Source organism: Phenylobacterium sp. 58.2.17, assembly GCF_026411515.1.
Classification (GTDB): Bacteria; Pseudomonadota; Alphaproteobacteria; order Caulobacterales; family Caulobacteraceae; genus Phenylobacterium.
Window position 1 is genome coordinate 1 of record NZ_JAPMTQ010000086.1, and the last position, 5,985, is coordinate 5,985.

A 5,985-nucleotide genomic window follows, 5' to 3' on the forward strand; every position below is an offset into this window, starting at 1 on the left:
CTATCTGGAGAGCGGCCTGGTCTGGCGCGCGGACGACGCGACGCCGACGCAGCGGTCGCGCAGCGGCGTCGCAAGCAGGCCGGCGCGGGTGGTGGCCGCGACCAGGGTGAAGGGCGCCAGGTCGATGCGGATCGAGCGCGCGGAGGGGCCCTCGCCGATCACCAGGTCGAGGACGTGGTCCTCCATGGCCGGATAGAGGATCTCCTCGACATTGGCCGAGAGGCGATGGATCTCGTCGATGAACAGGACGTCGCGCGGTTCGAGGTTGGTCAGGATGGCGGCCAGGTCGCCGGCCTTGGCCAGCACCGGGCCGCTGGTGGCGCGGAAGTTCACGCCGAGCTCGCGGGCCACGATCTGGGCGAGCGTGGTCTTGCCCAGGCCCGGCGGGCCGAACAGCAGCACGTGGTCGAGGGCTTCCTCGCGGGCCTTGGCCGCTTCGATGAAGACCTTGAGATTGCCCTTGGCCTGCTCCTGGCCGACGAATTCGGCGAGGGTCTGCGGGCGCAGGGCCTTGTCGTGGACGACCCCGGTTTCGAATGGCTGGGCGTCGGGCGAGACGATGCGGGTCACGGACAGATCCTCCCCTCTTGGGGGAGGTGGATCGCCGCGTCAGCGGCGAGACGGAGGGGGACTGCTCTGATGGCGGAGGAGTCAAAGTCCCCCTCAGTCAGCTTCGCTGACAGCTCCCCCAGCGGGGGAGCATCTTTGCGGCTCGCGCGCCTCAACGCCCCAGCTCCTGCAGGCCGGCCTTGATCAGGGCGGGGATGTCGGCGTCTTCGCCGAGCCGCAGGGCGGCCTGTTCGACGACGCGGCGGGCGTTGACCTCGGCGACGCCGAGGCCGAGCAGGGCGGCGACCGCCTCGCCGACGTGGCTGGGCGGCGGCGGGGCGGACGGGGCGTGGATCTGGGCGTGGAAGGCCGCGACCGGCCCGTCAGTCAGCTGCTTGTCCTTCAGCTCGGTGATCAGGCGCAGGGCGAGCTTGGGGCCGACGCCGTTGGCGCGGCCGAGGGCGGCCTTGTCCTCGCGGGCGACGGCGGCGGCGAGGTCCGGCGGGGCGAGCACGTCGAGCACGGCCAGGGCCGCCTTGGGGCCGACGCCCTGGATCGCCAGCATGACGACGAAGGTGCGGCGCTCGTCGCGGCCGAGGAAGCCGTAGAGCTTCATGCCCTGGGCCTCGGACCAGATGCTCTCGACATGCAGGACGGTTTCCTCGCCCAGCGCCGGCAGGTGGCCGAGCGTGCGCGAGCCGCAGCGCACGACATAGCCGACGCCGGCCACGTCGATCAGGGCCTCTTCCTCGCCGACCTCGGCGACCAGTCCGCGCAGACGCCCGATCATGCGGCCGCTCCGATGCGGCGCAGCTTGCGATGGTGCGCGTGGGCGATGGCCACGGCCAGGGCGTCGGCGGCGTCGGCGGTGGTCTTGCCGGCGGTGGGCAGCAGGCGGGCGATCATGAAGCCCACCTGGTCCTTCTCGGCCGCGCCGGTGCCGACCACGGACTTCTTGACCACGGTGGCGGCGTACTCGGCGACCGGGAGGCCGGCCCTGGCCGGCACGATCATCGCCATCGCACGGGCGTGGCCGAGCTTGAGGGCCGAGGCGGCGTTGTTGTTCATGAAGGTCTCCTCGACCGCGGCCTCATGCGGGGCGTGGGCGGCGACCACCTCGGTGATGGCCTCGAACAGCGTCAGCAGGCGCTCGGCGAAGGGCAGGGATTCCTTGGGGGCGATCACCCCATGGGCGACATGGGCCAGGCGCGCGCCGTCGACCGTGATCACGCCCCAGCCGGTGCGGCGCAGGCCGGGATCGAGGCCGAGGATACGCAAGGGAGCGGGCATGGGAATCGGCGCGTTCGTCATCTGTTCCAACGAGGGATACAGGACGTCGCCAGGGTTAAGCAAACGTTGAGGCGGACCCCTGAGGCGCCGAGAGTTGAAGGAACCGCGATCTCGTCGCGGGGGTTGCCGTCTTCACACAGGGAAGGGTTGCATGATGGACTATCGACTCTTTGTGCTGAACTCGGCCGGCAAGTTCGCTGACGTCGAAGAATGGGAGTGCGCCTCCGACGAGGAGGCGTTGGAAAAGGCGGCGCACAACCGCCACGCCTTCGGGGCCGAACTCTGGCAAGGCAAGCGCCACCTGAGCACCTTCGCCGGGCCGATCACCGCCGGGGCTGGCGACCGGGCAGCTTAGGACCGCCAGAAGCGGAAGGCGTCCCAACCGGCCTGGATCAGTTCGCGGGGCAGGCCGGCGACGTCGGTGAGCATCAGGGCCGGCGCGAAGATGATCGCCGAGGCTCCCGGGACGAGGAAGATCAGCAGGAACAAGCCGACCATGGCCAGCCCCTCGAACTTGCGCAGGCCCTCGCGGATCGAGCTTGGCAGGAAAGGGCGGATGACGCCGTAGCCGTCGAGGCCGGGGACCGGCAGCAGGTTGAGCACGAAGGCGGTCGCCTGCAGGAAGGCGAGGAAGGCCAGGGCGTCGCAGAGCATGCGCGCGCCGGTCGTGGCCAGCGGCGAAAGCGCCACGGCCCAGATCGCCGCCACCAGCACGATCAGCACCAGCAGCGTGCCCAGCGGCCCGGCCAGCGAGGCCAGGGCCCGCCACCAGCGATTGCGCATCAGGTCCTCGCGCAGATAGACCGCGCCGCCCGGAAAGCCGATGCCGCCGAGCACCACGGCCAGGATCGGGATGACGATCGAGACGCCGACGTCGACGTATTTCAGCGGGTCGAGGGTCAGGTAGCCCTTGGCGCGGATGGTGTGGTCGCCGGCCTTGTGGGCGATGAAGGCGTGGCCGAACTCGTGGGCCATCACCGCCAGGATCCAGCCGAGGATCACGAAGGCGAAGGTCGCCAGCCGCGCGGCCAGCTCGCTGGGCGCGTAGACCAGGAAGACGCCCGAGGCCAGCCAGGCGGCCAGCAGGATCAGGGCGTTGGGGCTGACGCCCGGGCGGGGTTCGAGGGTCTGGTCCTGGGTCATGGGTTCCGGGCCGCCGGGCCGCTCAGCGAGGCGATGGCGTGGTCGGGCCCCTTGGCGACCACGAGGTCGGCGCGGGCCCGGGCGTGGATGATGTGGTCGTGCAGGTTCTTCAGGTTCACGTCGCGCCAGACCATGCGGGCCAGGCCGTCGGTCTGCTCGCGGGTCATGTGGCGGAAGCGGGCGTAGAACGAGGACGGGTCATGCTCGGCCGCCTCCCAGAGCTCGAGGAAGCGGGCGACGTACCAGCGCTCGAGGTCGGCCTCGTCGGCTTCCAGGTAGATCAGGGCGTCGAGCAGGCCGGCCGGCCCGGTGTCGGGATGGCGCAGGGTCAGCCCCTCGATGACCAGCACGTCGGGCGGGTCGAGCCGCCGGCTCAGGGCCGGGTCGATGTCGTAGACGACGTGGGAATAGGCCGGGAAATCGGCGGGGCCGCTGCGGATGGCGCTGAGCGCGGCGCGCAGGGCGGCGTGGTCGTAGGTGTCGGGCGCGCCCTTCGCGCCGAGCCGGCCGCGCGCCTCCAGCACCGCGTTGGGATGCAGGAAGCCGTCGGTGCAGGCGATCTCGACCGGCGCCGAGCCCGCGGCCGCCAGGTGGTCGGCGAGGTCCCGGGCGAAGGTGCTCTTGCCGACCGCCACCGATCCGGTGACGCCGACGATGAACGGCCCGGTCGCTGGGCGCAGCGGGGCCAGCAGGTCGAGAATGCGGGGCAGGCTCACGGGCGGCTCGCGATTGTGGAGCGCGACTATAGGGGCAGGCCCGCAACCTTGGCGAGGTTGGGCTTCGGGATCGCTGAGACGAAGGCACCCTGGGCGTTGGCCTTGTCGCGGGCGAGTTCGGCCCAGGCGGCGGCGAAGCCGGTGGGGCTGGCCTTGCTGGGGCCGGCGATGGCGAAGGTCGGCTGGCGGCTGGCCAGGGCGGCGGTGAGCGCGGCCCAGAGGTCGAGGTTCTCAGTCGGCGCCGCCTCGCCCTGCGGCGGTCGGCCGGCGGCGATCAGGGCGGCGGTGCGGGCGACCGCGGCGTCGTCGATCTGGATGGAAGCCGCGCCCTTGGGGAGGTCCTTCAGCGCCGCCAACAGCGCGGTCAGGGCCATCCGCTCGGGGGTGGTGTAGCGGTCGCCGCCAGCCTGGCCCGAGGCGGCCTTGTCGTGGCTGCGGACATAGGCCCAGCCGCCGCACTTGAAGGCCTGATGGTAGCTGGTCTGGATCCAGATCGCGGTGCTCATGGCCGGGCTCTAGCAGTTTGCGCGAACCCATGCATGATCGCTCGACCAGAGAGAGTAACTCATGCCTGCCACCACCAACCACACCAGCGTCGAGAAGCTGAACCAGGCCAACGAGGGCAAGCTGCCCGGGCACCTGGGCCTGGTCATCACCGAGGTCGCCGACGGCAAGGTGGTCGGCCGGCTGAAGGTGCGCCAGGATCTGGTCGCGCACACCGGCTACCTGCTGGCCGGGGCGGTGCTGTCGGTGGCCGACATCCTGTGCGCCTATGGCGTCTCGACCGCCTGGCCGGAGGGGGCGAACGGCTTCACGACCGCGGAGGTGAAGGCCAACTTCGTCGGCACCCTGCGCGAAGGCGAGGCGATCTGCACGGCCAAGCTGCTGCACGGCGGGCGCACCACCCAGGTCTGGGACGCCACCGTCGAGGACGCGGCCACCGGCAAGCTGATGGCGGCGTTCCGCTGCACCCAGATCATCCTCTATCCGCGCGCCTGACCGGTCTCAGCGCAGGGCGGCCACGGCCTTGAGCGCGAAGGCGACGTCCTCGGGGGTATTGCGGATGCTGGGGGTCAGCCGGGCATGGGAAACGCCGTAGGGCGCGTCCGAGCCGATGATCCGCCATTGCCGCAGCCGCGAGACGACGCCGCGGGCCGACATGCCGGCGACGTCGAAGCTGACGATGCCGGCGGACATGGTCGGGCTGATCGGCGTGCGGACCCGGACATGGGGCATGGCGGCCAGGCCGCTCTTCAGCTGGCTGGCCAGGTCGTGGGTGCGCCGGGCCACGTGCTCCTTGCCGATCCCTTGATGGAACTGGAAGGCGTCGGCCAGGGCCCAGACGTGCTCGAAGGCCTTGAAGCCGCCGGGGGTCATGCGCGCGGCGGTGGTCGGACCGGGGTCGAAGCCGCCGATCCAGGCCGAGTAGGCGTTCGAGGCCAGGAAGCTGGGGATCACCGGCGACAGCTTCTGCAGGGCCTGGGGCGAGAAGAACACCACGCCGGTGCCGCGCGGGCCGAACAGCCACTTGTGGCAGCCGGCGACCAGCACGTCGCAGCCGAGCTCGGGCAGGGTCGCGTTCTCGACCCCGAAGCCGTGCACCCCGTCGACGCAGAAGATGATCTGGTCGGCCGGCTGGCGGGTCGCGTTGATCGGCCTCAGGGCGTCGGCGATGGCGCGGATCGGCAGCTTCAATCCCGTCGAGGAGTGCACCCAGGTCAGGGCCAGCACGCGGGTGGCCGGAGTGATCGCACGGGTGATGCGCGAGACGATGTCGAGCGTCGAGGCGGTTTCGGCCCCGTCGTGCAGGGCGATCTTGCGCACCGAGAAGCCGTTGCGCATGGCCGAGAGGCGCAGCGACTCGTGGGTGACGTAGTAGTCGTGGACGCTGGTCAGCACCTCCTGCCCGTAGCGCACGGTCAGGCCGCCATAGAGCAGGCCGATCCCGGCGGTGGTGCTTTCGCACAGGGCCACGTGGTCGGTCGGCACGCCGAAATAGGCGCCGGCGGCGGCGCGCGACAGATTCTGGCCGCGCTTGTTGTTGTGCTCCAGGTAAGTGACCGGGTTGCGATCGAGCGCGGCGCGGTGGCGGGCGATGGCCTCGCGCACCGGCCGCGGATTGGCGGCGAACAGCATGGCCGAGAGGTCGACCTCGCTCCAGTCGAGGTCCCACTGGGCGCGCAGCCGGCCCCAGTCAGGCGGCGGGCGCGTTCCCGGCGCTGGCGGGGGGGCGGCCTGAGGCAGCGGCGGATCGTCGTCGAACTCCGCGGAGGGGCCCTGCGGCGCG

General features: G+C 71.3%; 8 protein-coding genes and 1 pseudogene. 2 read left to right on the top strand and 7 right to left on the bottom strand.

Annotated features, from left to right (window positions below):
* Positions 1-51: 51 nt before the first annotated feature.
* From OUA97_RS22940 to ruvC, 3 genes and pseudogenes are all read right to left on the bottom strand, one after another.
* Positions 52-561, bottom strand: a pseudogene (locus tag OUA97_RS22940) (AAA family ATPase); the annotation flags it as partial.
* Between the two features lie 160 nt (positions 562-721).
* Positions 722-1,339, bottom strand: a complete 618-nt coding sequence (ruvA, locus tag OUA97_RS22945; protein ID WP_267234406.1) for a Holliday junction branch migration protein RuvA — start codon at positions 1,337-1,339, stop codon at positions 722-724.
* A complete protein-coding gene (gene ruvC, locus OUA97_RS22950; RefSeq protein WP_267234407.1) occupies positions 1,336-1,839 on the bottom strand; it encodes a crossover junction endodeoxyribonuclease RuvC in 504 nt (167 codons plus the stop codon). The genes ruvA and ruvC overlap by 4 nt, the downstream gene beginning before the upstream one ends.
* A gap of 151 nt (positions 1,840-1,990) precedes the next feature.
* On the opposite strand from ruvC, the gene OUA97_RS22955 reads away from it, so the two are divergent.
* Complete coding sequence (locus tag OUA97_RS22955; protein WP_267234408.1) at positions 1,991-2,194, top strand: hypothetical protein; 204 nt, start codon at positions 1,991-1,993, stop codon at positions 2,192-2,194.
* Here OUA97_RS22955 and OUA97_RS22960 read toward each other — a convergent pair.
* The 3 genes from OUA97_RS22960 to OUA97_RS22970 are packed head-to-tail and all read right to left on the bottom strand — an operon-like array spanning position 2,191 to position 4,204.
* Positions 2,191-2,982, bottom strand: a complete 792-nt coding sequence (locus OUA97_RS22960; RefSeq protein WP_267234409.1) for a site-2 protease family protein — start codon at positions 2,980-2,982, stop codon at positions 2,191-2,193. The genes OUA97_RS22955 and OUA97_RS22960 overlap by 4 nt on opposite strands.
* Positions 2,979-3,698, bottom strand: a complete 720-nt coding sequence (locus tag OUA97_RS22965) for a hypothetical protein (protein WP_267234410.1) — start codon at positions 3,696-3,698, stop codon at positions 2,979-2,981. The genes OUA97_RS22960 and OUA97_RS22965 overlap by 4 nt, the downstream gene beginning before the upstream one ends.
* Before the next feature lie 26 nt (positions 3,699-3,724).
* Positions 3,725-4,204, bottom strand: a complete 480-nt coding sequence (locus OUA97_RS22970) for a ribonuclease H (RefSeq protein ID WP_267234411.1) — start codon at positions 4,202-4,204, stop codon at positions 3,725-3,727.
* 61 nt (positions 4,205-4,265) lie between these two features.
* Here OUA97_RS22970 and OUA97_RS22975 point away from each other — a divergent pair, with 61 nt between their 5' ends.
* Positions 4,266-4,697: a PaaI family thioesterase gene (locus OUA97_RS22975; protein ID WP_267234412.1), complete on the top strand. Its 432-nt coding sequence runs from the start codon at positions 4,266-4,268 to the stop codon at positions 4,695-4,697.
* 6 nt (positions 4,698-4,703) lie between these two features.
* Here OUA97_RS22975 and OUA97_RS22980 read toward each other — a convergent pair.
* Positions 4,704-5,985: aminotransferase class V-fold PLP-dependent enzyme (locus OUA97_RS22980; protein WP_267234413.1), on the bottom strand; the 1,282-nt coding region annotated here is incomplete at its 5' end.